Below are 14,964 nucleotides of genomic sequence, written 5' to 3'. Positions count from 1 at the left end.
GGTGTTCCTAACAGCCCGGCCCAGCCGTCGTTTCGGTTTGGCGAAACGGCGTAAACTGGGCAAGGGCCGATGCTTCTGATCTTAGTTGGGCCCGGCTGGGGAAGCAAGAATTCCCGCTCTCCCGGCCGTTTCCTGGAGGCATTTTTAAGCCCGAAGGACCGTAAGGACGCCGAGAAGCAGCCCGGAGCGAATTTCATCCCATCTGTGCTCATCTGCGTTCTTCCGCGGTTCCTCCTCCTTAGTCCGCCCGGAGAACCCGCAGAATCATCGCCAACCTGCTCGGACGTGGCGAAAAAGCAACACTGCCCGTTGGATTCTGGCATCACTCTCTTATCTAGGCGCTACATTTTACCAGCCGTGTCCCTGCGCGCTCGTTGTTCGCCTATGGCATTTGCCAGCGAGCGACTGGCGTCTGTCCGGGCCGGACACTCCCCACATGCCCACCCTCCCCGCCTATCACCGCCGTTTGCTCGTGCTGCTGGCCTTGGCCTGCGCACTCGTCGACGCTGGCTGCGCGGGCTTGCGCTGTCCCCGCTGCCCGCGGATCGATCCCTCGGGCGAACGCTGCCTCATCTGGCCGAAGGACGAAGCCGCGGTTGCGACCGTCCCGCCGCCGTCGACCGTCTTCCCCGCCGCCACCGCCTCGCTCCCGACAGTCCCCGGCAACACGACGGCGCCGCCGGTGCTCACTGATCCCGTCTTCCCGCAGCCCGAGTTGCCGGCCGTCGCCACTGCCGCTCCCGGCGTGCCGATCGCGCCCGTTTCCACGCAAGTCGCCACCGAGCCGCAAGATCGCCTCACGCTCTCGCCCGAGCGGATGCTCGCGCCGGTCGGCACCGAGGTCGTACTCAAAGCAAATATCTGTACCACCGACGGCTACACGCTCGCCGAGCAAAAGATCGATTGGATGCTCGGCCGTAACGGCGTCGGCGAGTTCGTCGAAGTCAGCGGCAAGGGCGCCTTCCACCCCTCGATCTACCCCTGGAACAAGGGTTCAAAAACAGATAATTACCTCGCCAATTCCTACACGGCGAACGGCCCCCACTGCATCGATCGTGGCACGCCCGACCCCAGCGACGACGTCGGCATCTCGCGCGGCGATGCGTGGGTTAGCGTGACCTCCGCCAGCGAGGGAACCAGCCACGTCACCGCCTACACGCAGAGCGTCGACTCGTGGCCGCTTCGCAAACAGATGGCGACGATCTACTGGGTCGACGTCCAATGGGTCTTCCCGCCGGCCGCCGTTACCAGCGGCGGGCGCGAGACGCTCACCACCACTGTGAAACGCCAAACCGACGGCGCCCCGCTCGCCGGATGGATCGTCCGCTACGAAGTCTCCGACGGTCTCACCACCACTGCCGGCGCCGGACAAGTGAGCGAAGTCGTCACCGACGCGCAGGGCATGGCCTCGGTGCAAGTCTCGCCGACCGCCGCCGGCGCTGCGAGTTCGAAAATCGACATGCAGCTCGTTCGCCCCGCCAACTTTGGCGGCGGCGACGCACCGCGACTCGTGATCGGCAATAGCTCGACGATCGTTAATTGGTCAGGCGGTTCGACCTACCTGCCGCCGAGCGGTTCATCGCCGTTGACGCCGGTCACCCCCTCCACCCCGGTCGTCCCCGCGGGGCCGCCGATTACCAGCACCCCGTCGAACCCGCCGCCCACGACGACGACCCCGGCGCAACCGCCGGGGCCGCCGCGCTTAGAGTTGACGATCGAGTCGCCTGCCACGGCGGTCATTGGCGGTAAGTGGCCTGCGATGGTCACCATCAAGAATGTCGGCCAATCGGCCGCCACGGGCATTGTGCTGACCGACGAGTTCGACCCCGGTCTCTTTAACGCCTTCGATCGCAGCCGCAACAAGTTCGAGAACAAAAGCATCGGCACGCTAGCGGCCGGCGAGTCGCGACAAGTTCCGATTGAGCTCGAGGTCTCGAAGGCCGGTTCACTCTGTCGTACGGTGAGCGTCAGCTACATCGGCGGCAACCCGGCGAGCCAGCAGAAGTGCGTTTCGGTCTCGCAGCCTGCGGCGCAGTCGAACGCTTCGTTCCGCATCGATATCGAGGCGCCGTCGCCGGCCGTCCAGGGCCAGAATTTGCCGGTGCGCATCACCGTTCGCAACACGGGCGAGGTTCCTCTCTCCAACGTGCGGATGCGCGAAGAATACCCACTCGCCGCGATGCTTCCGCAGCCTGCCGAAGCAGGCGTCCAGGTGATCAGCGGGCAAATCACTCGCGACATCGGCATGCTGCCCGTTGGCGCCGTCAAAGAGTTTCGCGTGAACTGCGGGCTAAAGATAGTGACTCGCGCCACGATCTACGCCCAGGGCGAAGCTTATACCGACACCGGCGCCAGAATCTCCACGGCCGACTCGGCCGACATCGATATTACCGCCGCGACCGGCGGCCAACCTGGCGTTGGCGGCACGCCCGGCGCGACCAGCGGCGCTCCGACGCTCAAAATTGGTATCGCGGTCGGCACTCCTTCGCAGCGCCCTGGGGGTCCGAGTTCTCTACGCGTGAGCGCTCGCAGCAACTGCGAGATCATGGTTCGCAATACCGCCTCAACCGCGCAGACAAATCTTGGCGTTCGCGTCTTCTTGCCGGCTCAATTGACTCCTGACTTGAGCGCCGTCTCTGGCTCAAGCACCTCGGCCCAGATCGTCGACGGCGCCATTCAATTCGCAACCATTCCCACGATCAATCCTGGCGAAGCGGTGCGGTTCGTCGTTCCGGTGAACCCCACGGCCCCGGTGAACGCCACTGTCATCGCGCAAGCCGCCAGCAGCAACGAAAGAACCGGCGTGCAGGAGAACCTCAACATCGAAATCCTCGAAAACCGCAACTAGCCCCGGGCTCCGCCCGGGGGTTGCGTTCCACTCCGTAAGACGTCGCAGTACGTCGCGGCTCCGCGAGGCAGAGAAGCTTGCTCTGCAGCAATCTTCGTAAAAGAAACATTGTGGCTCCCTCCCTCTTGAGGGGAGGGCGGGGGAGGGGGGAAGAACCCTGGTACACGCTGCCCTTACCCCTCCCTAACCCAGTGCTTCGCACGGACTACCGCCTGCGCTCGGTCGCCACTGGCGACCGTGCTCGTTGCTCCCCTCAAGGGGAGGGGACCTCAAGTTTTGGTTACAGTGAGGCTCCGGTCCCCGCACCGTCGACTCCCTCGCATAACTCCCGTAGCATGGAGCCGATGCCCACCGACGACGCCTCGCTCGACCGCTACCGCCGCCAAATGCGTTTTGCCCCCCTCGGCGAAGCGGGCCAGCGGCAATTGGCCCAGTCGCGGGCCCTCGTCTGTGGCTGCGGCGCCCTCGGCAGCGTCATCGCCGATCAGCTTGTCCGTGCCGGCGTCGGCTTCGTCCGCATCGTCGATCGCGACTTTCTCGAACGCGACAACCTCCACCGCCAGGTGTTGTTCGACGAACGCGACGTTGCCGAACAGCTCCCTAAAGCGGTCGCTGCGGCCCGCCGGCTCCGGCAGATTAACTCGGAGATCGAAATCGACGCCGTGGTTGCCGACGTTTCCGCGGCGAACATCGCCCAACTCGCGGGCGGCGTCGACGTGATCGTCGATGGCACCGACAATTTTGAGATCCGTTACCTGCTGAACGACTACGCCGTGGCGAACAACGTGCCATGGGTCTTCGGCGGCTGCGTCGGCGCCGAGGGGCAAACGCTCGCGATTCTGCCCGGCGAGACAGCTTGTCTGAGCTGCCTGCTCCCCGAACCGCCGCCAGCGGAGTTGCAACCGACCTGCGAAACGGCCGGAGTTATCGGCCCGATTGTCGCGACGATCGCCGCGCTCCAATCGGCCGAGGCGTTGAAGATATTGAGTGGCCATCGCGAGTCGGTGAATCGCCGTCTCGCCGTCGTTGATCTTTGGAACAATCAGCTTCGCTCGATCGGCATCGCGCGAGCCACGAGCGAAGCCCCCTGTCGCACGTGCGTCGAGCGCGACTTCCCCTGGCTCGATGGCCGCCGCGGCGCCGCGGCCATTGCGCTCTGCGGTCGCAACGCGGTGCAACTCGCCCCAACCGGCGGCGAGCCAACGTCGCTCGACCGCCTCGCGGCCAAACTTCAATCGGTCGGCAAAGTTTCCGCGAACCCGTACCTGCTGCGGCTCGAAGTCGACCGCTACCGCATCACCGTCTTCGCCGACGGCCGCGCCATCGTCAGCGGAACCGACGACATCGCCGAAGCCCGCGTGGCCCACGCCCGCTACATCGGCGGCTAGCGGCAGGCAAAATAGCCAGTTTCGCGCTTGCTTTCGGCCACCAGATTTGCGAATGTGGACGGGTGTTCATTTGCTGCAGGCGCTGAGATCTTGTGGCGCCCTCAAGGGGAGGGGACCACAGAGTTCAACGGCGAAGAAGCTAAGCGGCACGCTCACCTTAGATGTCGCCTCAAACGCGACACTAAGCCGAGGCGACAATCACTCAAACTCAATAAGAGAAACAACTTAAAGCATGTTTCTTAATGTCGCCTAAAATCGCACTTTGCTCCAACACGCAACGCGACACGACATTAACGGCACCACTCGCCCCGCCTGGATTGCCAAAGCCTCGGGCAGCAAACACGTAAGCCACCTTCCTCAACCCACCGCCGACAAATCCGCTTTTCGCCCCCATCCAGCCTCCACTTTTGCTCCGCTCCGCGTTAAACGCCCCGCCAGTTTCCCAGCTTCACGCTCGCCCGGCGTAGTCCGCAAAATCATCCCGTTCGGACTGAGCGCCGCCGCCGGTTCGGTCGATTTGCTGTCCTGGGGTCGGCAATCCCGCCGCTGATCCCGCGTCGGCGCCAGCGTTGCTTCGTGCAGCCAGTTCGCGCCTATGACCCTGTCTGTCCGGAGCGAATGCATCACGAATGGCCACTGTCGAGAGTTCGTTCGCCACGAAACATCCCGCGGTTCACACTCCAGTCAAACTCGAGCGCAAGCTGGTCGGCCGCATTGGCCCCTGGCAGCTCGTGCGGCTGATCAACGAGAGTGAGCTGGCGCGTGTTTACGTCGCCCGTCCCGCCGATTCAGCCGACGACAAGTCGGCGGCTTACGTCGTGAAGGTGCTGCGTAAAGAGTGGTGGCGCGACGCCCATGCAATCGAAATGCAGCGCCGAGCCGCGTGGGTCGGACGCAAGGTCTCGCATCCGCACTTGTTGCCGGTGCTCTCGGCCGGCGTCGATCAACCGCCGTTCTACACGGTGAGCCCGAAGCTTGAGGGCCGCTCGCTGGCGAAGATTCTCGAGCAACAGCGTCGCCTGCCGATGGCGATCACGCTGTGGATCGCTCGCCAAGTGGCCGAAGCGCTCGATGCGCTCCACACCACCGCCCGCATGATCCACTCCGACGTGAAGCCGGCGAACATTGTCGTCGCCCCCGATGGGCACGCGACGCTCGTCGATCTCGGCTTCGTCCACACGCCCGGCGAGAGCCGCCACTGGTCGTCGCGTCCGGTTTACGGCACGTTGAACTACCTGGCGCCCGAGTCGCTGACCTCCGCCCTGTCGGCCTCGCCGCAGAGCGACGTCTACAGCCTCGGCGTAACGCTGTATGAGGTACTCACCGGATCACTGCCGTTCGTCGGCCGCGATGCGGAGGAACTGATCCGCAAACACCGCGAAACGAAGCCCGACTGCATCACGCTCCGCCGGCCCGATGCCTCGAGAGAGGTCGCCTCGCTCGTGGCACGCATGCTGGCGAAAGACCCGCTCCGCCGCCCCGAAAGCGCCGCGGAAGTGGCGGAAGAACTCGTGCGGCTGGAGATCGACTCGTTCGCGGCGAGGTCGGCATAACGCCGTCGATCTCCCCTAGCCCCGGGCTCCGCCCGGGGGTGGCGCTGCGTGCGACGACGCTTAGCAGTACGGTGACCGACCCCCGGGCGGAGCCCGGGGCTAAATCGATCCGATCGAGCGCATAAAAAACGGGACGAACCACACGTTTGGTTCGTCCCGCGATTAGGCAATCAGTTAAGTGGCGTGTACCGGCTTAAGGCACGTCCACTGCGATCGGCTCGACGCCGTCGAGGAACCCAGTAAGGGCCCGCGAGCGATACGGGCTCTGCAGCTTGCGGACCGCCTTCGACTCGATCTGCCGCACCCGTTCGCGAGTGACGCTGAAGATCTTGCCGACTTCTTCGAGGGTGTAGGTGTAGCCGTCGGCCAGGCCGTAACGGAGGCGAAGGATTTCACGCTCGCGGTAGGTCAGCTCGGTCATTACCTCTTCGAGGCGAGCCTTGAGCGCTTCCATATGCGTGTCGTACAGCGGGTCTTCGTCGCGCTTCTCTTCGAGGAACTCGCCGAAGTAGTTGTCTTCGTGATCGCCGACCGGTTGGTCGAGCGACAGCGGCTGGCGGGTCATCTTGTGGACGCAGCGGGCGTCGTCGACCGACAGGCCGGCCAGTTCCGCGATCTCTTCCGGATTCGGTTCGCGGCCGTAGAGCTGGACGAAGTCGGTCGTTACCGAACGGATCTTGCTCATCGTGTCGATCATGTGGACCGGCAGACGAATCGTGCGGCTTTGGTCGGCGATGGCCCGCGTGATTGCTTGGCGAATCCACCACGTGGCGTAGGTGCTGAACTTGAACCCGCGGGCATGTTCGAACTTATCGACCGCTCGCATCAGGCCCGTGTTGCCTTCTTGGATGAGGTCGAGGAAGCTCATGCCGCGGTTGCGGTATCGCTTGGCGATCGAGACGACCAACCGCAAGTTGGCGGCGGAGAGATCCCGCTTCGCGGCGTCGTAGGCGGACTTGCGGCGGAGGGTCCGCGAGGCCAGACGACGCAGCGTAGCGGGCGTCTCTTGGGTGATCTTCATCAAGTAGCGAAGTTCTTGCCGCAGTTCGGCGACGTTCCCCTGGTGGAACGAGTGCTCAGCGTGCGAGAGCTGCGACTTGATCGTCCACATCCGATCGCTGATCTCGTGGAGCTGCGACATGAGCGGGGTGAGCCGCTGGATGCGGAGGTTCAACTCTTCGACAAGGCGAATGACCTTATTGCGGCGGGCGATCATGCGGCGCCACGAGCTGTGCTTCTCAGCGACTGACGTGCGGCGGCTGACGGCGCGGCGATAATCCTTCTGGTTGAGCGTGAGCAGTTCGCGAGCGGTGGTCAGGTTCGGGGCGATCCGCTTGAGGATCCGCTTCTTCTCGGCGGTGTTGGTCACCGAGATTTCGATCGTGCGGTCCAGCCGCAGCGTGCCGTCGGCGACCTTCTGCAATAGGTCGACGGCCGCGTGCAGCATGAAGTCGCTGCAGAGCATCGTGCGGCGGAAGCGGCGGCGGGTCGATTCGATCTGGATCGCCGCGGCGACTTCCTTGTCCCGATTGAGCATCGGGATCTCGCCCATCTGCATCAGGTACATCCGCACCGGGTCGTCGATGGCGGCGTCGCCTTCGACTTCGGCTGATTCGAATTCATCTTCGTGGCCATCCGCGTCGTCATCGAAGCCGGGGGCTTCCTCCGATTGCGGTTTGGGGCGCGAGGTGCGTCCAGCGGGAGCGACGGCCCCCTTCTTTCCCAGTGGCGAGACGGTTCCGTTGACCTGAGCACGTGAGCGAGACTTCGTCGACACTGGGGGCTTCCTCATGAAGTGACGCGGCTGTTGATGAGAGTGGATTCGACGAGATGCAGAGGTCGTGCCGCCGCTCGGTTGTCCGGCGGTTAGAAAAGGCGTAAAGTGTTTGATACGAGCGATTTTCGACGAGGCGGGAGACGTCGCGGCGAGTGCGGGAGGTCGCTCGGCGATGCTGTTTCACCACGGAAGCGGCGTGGCGATGTTCCGTAATCTCAACGTAACCCTTCGTTCGGAATCTTACGCACAATTGGCATATGCGGTTTGCAAGATTGCAATGCGACGGCGCCGGCGCACCACTGGGGATTGAAGAGCTGGCTGCCAGCGGGCAGCTCGATTTTCTGCAGCTCGACTACCCCCGCGCTCGTTGGGCGAAGGTCGACGGCGCCGCCGAGGCGGCGTTACCGGAGTGCGCCATCGGATTTTGCGACGCCCTACGGGCGATTGTGAAACCGCTTTACCTCGACCCGCAGCTGCATCTGTTCGCATCGGCCGGGTGGGCCGACGCCTACGGCGCCGTCGAACGGGCGGCTGGAGTGCTCGTCGAAGGGGGCTGTGGCGACGTCCCCGTCGCCGCGGTGCGGGGGAGCAATGTCGAGCCGATTTTGGAGATGCTGGAGGAGGAGGGCGTCGACCTCAGCCATGCCGAGACAGGGGCCCCCTGGCGGGAATTGAAGGCGCCGGTGTTGGCGGCCGACCTGCAACTTGGGGGCGGACCGTTGGCACTCGCGCTCGCTGAATCGGCTCGCGTGATCGTGGCCGGGGCGTTCGATCCGACCGCCCCGCTGGTGGCCGCCGCGGTCCACCGCCATGGTTGGAAGTGGCGTGATTGCAACCTCCTCGCCTCAGCCATCGCCGGCGCTCGCGCGGCGACGTGGATCGACTGGCAAGCGTACGCAGGCGAGGCGCCAGCGGCTCGGCCATGGCGTCCGCAGGTGGTCGAACTAGACAGTTCGGGCCGGTTGTTATTGGAAACCCCTCACGGCAATGGCGACGGCGCCACGCGGCTGCAGGAGTGGCTGCGGATGGGCAACGGGAATGCGGATGACGCGCTTCACCCAGACGTTCGCGAAGAGCGGGCCGCGCTGGAGTGCCACCGCTTAAACGCTTCGCAGCTTGAAATCACCGGCGCTCAGGGGGCAGCGAGCGACGATTGCTGGGAACTCGAAGTTCTCTACCAGACCGGTTTCGTGGTCGAAACGATGGTCGAGTTCGCCGCGGAATCTGATCTCCGCTGGCGACAACACCTGGCGACAATGGCCCGGGCGAGCCTGCCCGCCAACCGCGATCTCGACGAGCATCTGACGATCGAAGAACTTCACGGCAGCAGCGGCGGAGGGTGGCTGCACCTTGGCTTCCAATCGAAGTCCCGCCCGACGGCGCAGCAGTTCGCCGAGCAAACGATGAAACTTGTCGCGGCTCACCGCCCCCATGTCCGCCTCTCGGTACGCCCTGAGGTTCACGTCCACTGCAACTGCTGGCCCGTCCGCGTTCCGCGCGACGCGGTCGACATCGCCGTCGAGACTCGCATTGCCCGCGAGTGGCTCTAAGAAACAATTTGAACCGCCCAGGACGCCAAGGAATACAAAGCACCGCCTCTTCCCCTTGGCGTCCTTGGCGTCCTTGGCGGTTAATCTTCTTTTAGTTCAGTAAATCAGGTTCCCCATGTATATGCCCAGCAATGCCATCGACGTGAAAGTGTTCGACGGAGCGGGGACGATCATTCTCAATCGCCCCGACTACGGCAACGCGCTGACGCGGTCGATGGTGCAGCAGCTCATCGAGGCGATCGACGATCTGTACCTGGAGAAGCGGGTGCGGGCGATCATCATCACGGGGGCAGGGGATAGCTTCTCCGCCGGCGCCGACGTCGGCGAGATGCAGGTGAGCCAAGACTCGGAGGCGCCTGAAGAAGATTGGGGCTCCGACGCGGCCGACTTTCGCGATCTTGTCGTGCGGATGATGGAGATCACCAAGCCGATCATTGCTGCGGTGAACGGCCCCGCCGTTTCCGCGGGGGCGGCGCTCGTGGCGGCGGCCGACATTGTGGTGGCGAGCGAGCGGGCGACCATCGGCGTGCCTGACGCACGGCACGGCATGGTGGCGGGGCTCGCAACGCCGCTCATTGCGTTCCGCATCGGGGCGGGGCAGGCGGCGCGGATGATGCTCACCGGCGCCACGCTCGATGCGGCGGAGGCGCATCGCATCGGCTTGTTTCACGAACTCGCGCCAGACGACCTCGTGTGGGCGCGGGCGATGGAGGTCGCGAAGCAGTGCGCCGCCGGCGCGCCCGAGGCGATTCAGCTTTCCAAACGGCTCGTCAACGAAACGCTCGGCGAAGAGCTGGCAACACAACTCGCGTCCGGCGCCGTGATGGCCGCCACCGCTCGCACGACCGAAGCGGCGAGCGAAGGAATCAAGGCACTGCTCGAAGGCCGCCCGCCGGAGTGGAAATAGCTAATTGGGCTGTCGGCTATCAGCTATCGGCCGTCGGCCAGACCAAGAAAATTGGTCAAACGATATGCATCGGCCTCGTCGTTCTGGCTGATAGCCGCCGGCCGTCAGCCGATAGCCAAAATATTTTCCGCTTGCATTTGACTTCGAGAAAACTCGACCTAGATTTCAGTTGCCGGCGACGAGTTGCTGACGCTCGCCTGCGACGCCGCGATCGTCTGGCCCTTCATGCGACGCGGCGCTGGTCTCATCTCACTACTTATCCCGCCTTGTTTCCTTCCTCATCGTTTGTCGTGGCACGCGGCCTGTCGGCTCGTCGCTTCGACCCAGCAAGCCCTGTTAGGTTAGGCCGTCGGCGTGTGTGCGCGGTTCACCCCACGTATCGCTGCTGCGCACGCCGGCGGCCTGGCGCGTGTGGAACTCGTCATCGTCTCATCCGTTTGTCGGCATCCTGAGTGGAGCGAAGAATCTAGAGCTCATGGCGCATCGCCCGCGCCGGTTGCAACCCGGGCCTGACCTGGGGGACGCGGGACGTATGTTGGCCGATGAGGCTCAGTCGGCTCGGCGTCGTTGGCGCTCGAGTCGGAAATGCGGGCGGGGTTGGCTTCGCGCCGGCCGTCGTCGCTCTAGATCCTTCGCTGCGTTCAGGGTGAACAAATGCCCGCGACCGCCGGTCGCGGCTTTTTGGGCTGCTCGAAATTGTGAATCAATGGGAAACCCCAACGGGGAAAGTCCGGGACCTGCAGCGTTTGGCGCCCTCCAACGTGTGGCCGGACTTTTCCTTCCACCTGCCTGAGGCGCGGCGGCTCGTAGCGTGTGCTGCGGCCGCCGCCTCAGGCTCCTTCTAACGTTGAGCCGAGTCGTTTGGCTTGGTTCAGTCTACTTCCGCGTTCCCCGCCGAGGAGTTGTCGACAAATGTGTCTTGATACAGCGGCATATAGCGGTAGTAGACTTCGAGCGTCATCGTGGCCAGCGCGGTGGAATAGAGCCGGCCCCCTGCTGAACTGTGCGGCTCTGAAAAGTACCAGCTCCCTTTCTCGTGCCCCGCCGTGGCCTGGGTGCTGATGAGATGCTCGCGCATCCGCGGATTCCACCGCTTCCAGTTCGAACCGCCGACGTGGTGGAGCACCTGCGACGCGTAGTAGTTGAAGTAGACGTCTTTGGTGCTCGGCGTGACTTGGCCGAGCCGCGAGACGCTCGCCCGCAACGGGCGGTAATTCTTCTTCCAGCCGCCGATCATGCGGCAGAGCAGGCCGATTGGCGTTGAGGCGGTTCGTCGGTTCGGCGAATCGCCCTGCACGTACAGGTAGTTCATCCCGTCGTCATACTGCACGCTATCGAGATAGCTGCTGATGCGCTCCCAGATGTTCGACGGGAGCTCGATATCGGTGAGGCTCGCGCTTTTGAGGGCCGCGATCTGCCAACCGCTCACTGTGGTGTCGCCGGCCATCGGGGCTTCGAAGTTCGGGGTGTAGCGCCAGCCGCCGTCGTTGTACTGGGCTTCGAGAATGAACTGGATGGCAAGGATGGCCGACTTGCGCAGCTCACGGTCGTGCGTCATCGCGTAGGCTTCGGTAAGCGCGAGCGTGGCGATGCCTTGCGAGTACATGTTGTCGCCATCGCGCAGATCGCCGCCATGTGTGGTGACGGTCATCTGCTCCTGCAGGAAGTAGAGGCCGTGGCCAACGACTTCTTTATACGGCCCTTCCTTGTGCGTGTATCCGGCACCGAGAAACGTGAGCAGCGCGAGTCCGGTCGCCGCGGTTTTCGAACGGTTCGACCCCGAGTCGCCGCACTGGCCGACGCAATTGGGGTTTGCTTGCAGATCGAACCGCCAGCCGCCGTCGGACCACTGGTGTTTTTTCATCCAGACCAGGGCGGCCTCGACGGCCTCCTCGCTGCGAACCGTGCCACCGCCGGCGAGCGCGGCAGCTCGACGGTTTTCCAACTTGCGGCCTTCGAGTCCGCCGCCGCGCGAGGCGGAGGGCCCCAACAGCGTATCGAGCGGCAAGCCGCCCCCAAATTCGGAGCTGTTCGCCGCCGACGCCGCGGTGACGCCGCTGCCAACGTTCGCCGCGACCGCGCCCTCGGAGGGAAGATCGCCGATTAGGCCGCCAAGTTGCGGGGTGAGCTCCTCGCCGATGGGCGAACCGATCATGTCGCTTACCTCGCCGGGGAGCGAGATTTCGTCGCCGAGTTCGAATGGTCCGAGCGACGGAACGAGATCATCGGTGGGCGCGATTGGCAGTTCGCCGACGCCGACTTCCATCGGCTCCACCGACAGCGGTCCCGATGCTTCATCGTCGAATAATTCTCGCGCTCGCTGCGACGAGAGGATCGCGATCGACAGGGTGGCGAACAAGACGCCATGCACGACGGCGCTCGAAACCCAGGCCCCGGCGCCCGATTCTTCGAGCCAGGCGCCAAGGCGATCGATCAATCCCAGCGGCTCGTCGAGCGGGATGGCGGGAGAGGGGGGCTCCACCGGCGGTTCCGCGACGGCGGCAATTTCGTCAACTGGCGAGTTTAAAACGGAGCCGGAAAGCGGCGCTGGAAGGTCCGGCGGCTCGGCGTGAGGAGGCGGCGTATGGTCCAGCGGGGAGGACAAGCCCGTCTGTTCCGAGGTGGCTGCTAGGGGCTGAACTCGTCAATTATACCGACACGGCGTCGTTTTCTGCGTTTGAACGCCCGAGTTCCTCTGCTTTCCGGTTACCGCGAGGATGTTGGAGTCCCCACTGGCGTAATGCCGAAAAAGTCCATAAAATGCCGAGCTACCTATACCGTCCGGGCCGCAGCCGACAAACCGGCGCCCCGGAACCCCCGAGTTTTATCGCGTTTCGAGAGTTAGGTGACGTATGGCGAAGACCGGCAAGCGGAAGAAGAAAGTGGAAACCGTGTTCCTCGTGTGCGAGGAGACCGGCGATTACAACTACACGCTCCGCCGGAAGACGGGCGGCGAGAAGCTGAAGCTCAGCAAGTTTTGCCCCCGCTTGCGTAAGCACACGGTGCACGTCGAAAAGAAGAAGTAAGCTGCTTCTTCCGTTTCTTTTTCCGGCGGCGGGAGTTCTGCGCGCCGCTCCGGCGGGTCGTTGACCCGCGGCTGGTGGGTTCGTCCCGCGCGGCTGAGCAGGCGGAGCCTCGTCCATGCCCAAACATTGGCGCCTTGCCCCGCACGATCCGGCACGCATCGCCGATTTGGAGCGAGCGGCCGGGGTGCCGTCGCTGGTCGCCCATCTGTTGCTCTCCCGCGGCATTCATGACCCCGCGGACGTGCGGCAGTTTCTCGACCCGAAGCTGACGGGGCTGCGCGACCCTGAATTGCTCCCCGGCGCCGCGGCGGCGGCCGATCTACTCTATCAAGCCTATCGGGCGAAGCGGCGGATCACCGTCTACGGCGACTACGACGCCGACGGCATGACCGCGACAGCGATTCTTGTCCGCTGCTTGCGGATGCTCGACGCACAGGTCGATTTCTACGTCCCGCACCGGATCGACGAAGGCTACGGGGTCAACTCCGAAGCGATCGCGAAGCTCGCCGAGCAAGGGGCCGACGTCGTCGTGACCGTCGACTGCGGCATCTGCAGCGTCGCGGAAGCGAAGTTGGCGAAGGAACTTGGCCTGACGCTCATCGTCACCGACCATCACCAGATGGATGCTGAGCTGCCTGACGCGGCGGCTCTGGTTCATCCGGGCCTGCCTGGAAGCGATTACCCCTTCAAAGGGCTGTGCGGGGCGGCCGTGGCGTTCAAGCTGGCGTGGGCCCTCTGCCAACGCGTGGCGGAGAACAAGCGAGTCAACGAGCGGATGCGGCAGTTCTTGCTGCAGGCGGTCGGGCTGGCCGCCATCGGAACGGTGGCGGACGTCGTGCCGTTGATTGATGAGAATCGCATCTTGGTGCGGCATGGGCTGCAAAGCCTCACGGCATATCCCACCATCGGCATGTCGGCCCTCATGCGGCAGATCAAGCTCCACGAGAAGCACGCCCTCGAGTGCGAGGATCTGGGCTTTTCAATCGGCCCGCGTTTGAACGCTGCCGGGCGGATGGGGCAGGCGGAACTGGGCATCGAACTGCTCACCACCGACAGCGAGGTGCGGGCGGAGAAGCTGGCCAAGTATATCGACGAGCTAAACCTCGAACGGCAAACGCTGGAACGGAGTATCTTGCGGGCGACCGATAAGCAGGCCCGCGAACGCTTTGACCCGAGCCGCGATTCGGCGCTCGTGCTGGCCGACCACGACTGGCATCCAGGGATCATCGGGATCGTCGCCGGCCGCGTGGCCGACAAGTTCCACATGCCGGCGATTGTGATCGCCCTCGACAAGCTCGGCGTGAAGCCGGGCATTGGCTCGGCGCGGAGCGTGCCGGGGTTCAACCTGCACGCAGCCCTGGCGGAGTGCAGCGAACTGCTGGAGAGCCACGGCGGGCACGCGGCGGCTGCCGGCCTCCGCGTCACCGAGGCGAACTTGCCGGCGTTCCGGCGTAAGTTCTGCGACGTGGTGGCCCGGGAGTTGGGCGAGGGTTCGCGGCTTGCCGAGTTGTTCGTCGACGTCGAGACGACGTTCAGTTGCCTCACGCAGCGAACTGTTGAGCAGATCGAGAAGCTGGCGCCTTTCGGCCACGGCAATCTGCGACCGGTGCTGTGTGCTAGCGAGGTGCGGCTCACGGAACGCCCGAAGCGAATGGGCGGCGCGGGGCGGCACCTGTCGATGACGTTCGACCAGGCGGGGATCAAGTTGCGGGCCGTTGCGTTCGGCGGCGGCGACTGGGAAGACGAACTCGCGGCGATCAACGGCCAGATGTCGATCGCGTTCCGGCCGGTGATCAACCGCTATCGCGGCCGGGCGTCGGTAGAGATTCACCTTGCCGATTGGCGTCTCGATAGCGCGCAATAGACCTGCAACTCGCAGCGATCTGGACCGCGGCGCGTGCTAGCAGCGCCCACA

9 protein-coding genes are annotated in these 14,964 nt (G+C 64.3%); 7 read left to right on the top strand and 2 right to left on the bottom strand.

Translation table 11 applies throughout. From position 1 onward, the window contains the following. The first annotated feature begins 436 nt into the window (after positions 1–436). The 3 genes from ACQY7R_RS07365 to ACQY7R_RS07355 all read left to right on the top strand — a co-directional run bounded on the left by ACQY7R_RS07365 (position 437) and on the right by ACQY7R_RS07355 (position 5,789). Positions 437–2,848: a hypothetical protein gene (locus ACQY7R_RS07365; RefSeq protein WP_428304944.1), complete on the top strand. Its 2,412-nt coding sequence runs from the start codon at positions 437–439 to the stop codon at positions 2,846–2,848. 344 nt (positions 2,849–3,192) lie between these two features. Continuing rightward, the gene (locus tag ACQY7R_RS07360; protein WP_428304943.1) at positions 3,193–4,236 is read left to right on the top strand and encodes a ThiF family adenylyltransferase; all 1,044 of its coding nucleotides are present in this window, start codon (positions 3,193–3,195) and stop codon (positions 4,234–4,236) included. Between the two features lie 629 nt (positions 4,237–4,865). Further along, entirely contained in the window at positions 4,866–5,789 is a 924-nt protein-coding gene (locus ACQY7R_RS07355; RefSeq protein ID WP_428304942.1) for a serine/threonine-protein kinase, read from the top strand. 193 nt (positions 5,790–5,982) lie between these two features. Here ACQY7R_RS07355 and ACQY7R_RS07350 read toward each other — a convergent pair whose 3' ends face one another. Further along, the gene (locus ACQY7R_RS07350) at positions 5,983–7,515 is read right to left on the bottom strand and encodes a sigma-70 family RNA polymerase sigma factor (protein ID WP_428304987.1); all 1,533 of its coding nucleotides are present in this window, start codon (positions 7,513–7,515) and stop codon (positions 5,983–5,985) included. A 308-nt stretch (positions 7,516–7,823) separates the two neighbouring features. Between ACQY7R_RS07350 and ACQY7R_RS07345 the strand changes: the two genes are divergently transcribed. Together ACQY7R_RS07345 and ACQY7R_RS07340 are read left to right on the top strand one after the other, a co-directional pair. Further along, entirely contained in the window at positions 7,824–9,116 is a 1,293-nt protein-coding gene (locus tag ACQY7R_RS07345) for an acyclic terpene utilization AtuA family protein (protein WP_428304941.1), read from the top strand. 115 nt (positions 9,117–9,231) lie between these two features. Next, positions 9,232–10,023 (top strand): enoyl-CoA hydratase/isomerase family protein, encoded by a 792-nt coding sequence (locus ACQY7R_RS07340; RefSeq protein ID WP_428304940.1) that lies wholly within the window; start codon positions 9,232–9,234, stop codon positions 10,021–10,023. Positions 10,024–10,894: 871 nt separating this feature from the next. On the opposite strand, the gene ACQY7R_RS07335 is transcribed toward ACQY7R_RS07340, so the two are convergent. Continuing rightward, positions 10,895–12,628 (bottom strand): prenyltransferase/squalene oxidase repeat-containing protein, encoded by a 1,734-nt coding sequence (locus ACQY7R_RS07335; RefSeq protein ID WP_428304939.1) that lies wholly within the window; start codon positions 12,626–12,628, stop codon positions 10,895–10,897. A gap of 247 nt (positions 12,629–12,875) precedes the next feature. On the opposite strand from ACQY7R_RS07335, the gene rpmG reads away from it, so the two are divergent. Further along, positions 12,876–13,049, top strand: a complete 174-nt coding sequence (rpmG, locus tag ACQY7R_RS07330; RefSeq protein WP_428304938.1) for a 50S ribosomal protein L33 — start codon at positions 12,876–12,878, stop codon at positions 13,047–13,049. A 115-nt stretch (positions 13,050–13,164) separates the two neighbouring features. Further along, positions 13,165–14,913 carry a single-stranded-DNA-specific exonuclease RecJ gene (recJ, locus tag ACQY7R_RS07325; protein ID WP_428304937.1) on the top strand — a complete coding sequence of 583 codons (1,749 nt, stop codon included), beginning with the start codon at positions 13,165–13,167 and terminating at the stop codon, positions 14,911–14,913. The last annotated feature ends 51 nt before the right edge of the window (positions 14,914–14,964 follow it).

Source organism: Lacipirellula sp., assembly GCF_965279485.1.
In the GTDB taxonomy this organism is placed as follows: domain Bacteria; phylum Planctomycetota; class Planctomycetia; order Pirellulales; family Lacipirellulaceae; genus Lacipirellula.
This window is presented reverse-complemented; position numbering and strand designations above follow the sequence as displayed.

Coding starts and splice junctions, on each gene's coding strand:
- ACQY7R_RS07365 (WP_428304944.1), top strand. CDS start 437: ATGCCCACCCTCCCCGCCTATCACCGCCGTTTGCTCGTGCTGCTGGCC.
- ACQY7R_RS07360 (WP_428304943.1), top strand. CDS start 3,193: ATGCCCACCGACGACGCCTCGCTCGACCGCTACCGCCGCCAAATGCGT.
- ACQY7R_RS07355 (WP_428304942.1), top strand. CDS start 4,866: ATGGCCACTGTCGAGAGTTCGTTCGCCACGAAACATCCCGCGGTTCAC.
- ACQY7R_RS07345 (WP_428304941.1), top strand. CDS start 7,824: ATGCGGTTTGCAAGATTGCAATGCGACGGCGCCGGCGCACCACTGGGG.
- ACQY7R_RS07340 (WP_428304940.1), top strand. CDS start 9,232: ATGTATATGCCCAGCAATGCCATCGACGTGAAAGTGTTCGACGGAGCG.
- rpmG (WP_428304938.1), top strand. CDS start 12,876: ATGGCGAAGACCGGCAAGCGGAAGAAGAAAGTGGAAACCGTGTTCCTC.
- recJ (WP_428304937.1), top strand. CDS start 13,165: ATGCCCAAACATTGGCGCCTTGCCCCGCACGATCCGGCACGCATCGCC.